5 tRNA genes and 2 rRNA genes are annotated in these 769 nt (G+C 52.4%); all 7 read right to left on the bottom strand.

The annotated features are described in order from the left end of the window. Positions 1 to 51: 51 nt before the first annotated feature. Positions 52 to 126, bottom strand: a tRNA-Glu gene (locus tag TEPIDINF_RS14735). A 17-nt stretch (positions 127 to 143) separates the two neighbouring features. Further along, positions 144 to 232 (bottom strand) — tRNA-Ser (locus TEPIDINF_RS14730). Between the two features lie 15 nt (positions 233 to 247). After that, positions 248 to 324: transfer RNA gene (locus TEPIDINF_RS14725), tRNA-Arg, on the bottom strand. 12 nt (positions 325 to 336) lie between these two features. Then, positions 337 to 413, bottom strand: a tRNA-Met gene (locus TEPIDINF_RS14720). A gap of 12 nt (positions 414 to 425) precedes the next feature. Next, positions 426 to 501 (bottom strand) — tRNA-Asn (locus TEPIDINF_RS14715). Between the two features lie 7 nt (positions 502 to 508). After that, positions 509 to 625: ribosomal RNA gene (gene rrf / locus TEPIDINF_RS14710) — 5S ribosomal RNA — on the bottom strand. Positions 626 to 676: 51 nt separating this feature from the next. Continuing rightward, positions 677 to 769, bottom strand: a 23S ribosomal RNA gene (locus TEPIDINF_RS14705); the annotation flags it as partial.

Here is a 769-nt window from a genome sequence, read left to right as displayed (position 1 = left end):
AGTCCTTTCTTTCTCTCTGACCTCTGATCTCTTACCTCTGTCTTCTTTTTGTGGTGACCCGTAGGGGATTCGAACCCCTGTTACCGCCGTGAAAGGGCGGTGTCTTAACCACTTGACCAACGGGCCAAACTTTTTTCATCTTATGGCGGAGGGAGAGGGATTCGAACCCCCGTGGGCTTGCACCCTAACGGTTTTCAAGACCGCCCCGTTATGACCGCTTCGGTATCCCTCCAAGTTTATAAAAAAGTGGCGTCCCAGAAGAGATTCGAACTCCTGACACACGGCTTAGAAGGCCGTTGCTCTATCCTGCTGAGCTACTGGGACTTGTCATCCACATGGTAGCGGCGGAGGGAATCGAACCCCCGACCTCACGGGTATGAACCGTACGCTCTAGCCAGCTGAGCTACACCGCCATTTCAAAAAAATGGCTCCTCGTGCAGGACTCGAACCTGCGACAACTCGGTTAACAGCCGAGTGCTCTACCAACTGAGCTAACGAGGAACATTATGCCTGGCAACGTCCTACTCTCCCAGGACCCTTCGGTCCAAGTACCATCGGCGCTGGAGGGCTTAACGGTCGTGTTCGGGATGGGAACGAGTGTATCCCCTCCGCCGTCATCACCAGACACTGATATATTGAAGGTTGTACCTTCAAAACTAGCAGCAAGAAAAGCAATTAGGTTAAGCCCTCGACCGATTAGTATCCGTCAGCTCCATACCTTACGGTACTTCCACACCGGACCTATCAACCTTATCATCTTTAAGGGGTC

It is taken from the genome of Tepidibacillus infernus (assembly GCF_048898065.1).
Classification (GTDB): Bacteria; Bacillota; Bacilli; order Tepidibacillales; family Tepidibacillaceae; genus Tepidibacillus_B; species Tepidibacillus_B infernus.
This window is presented reverse-complemented; position numbering and strand designations above follow the sequence as displayed.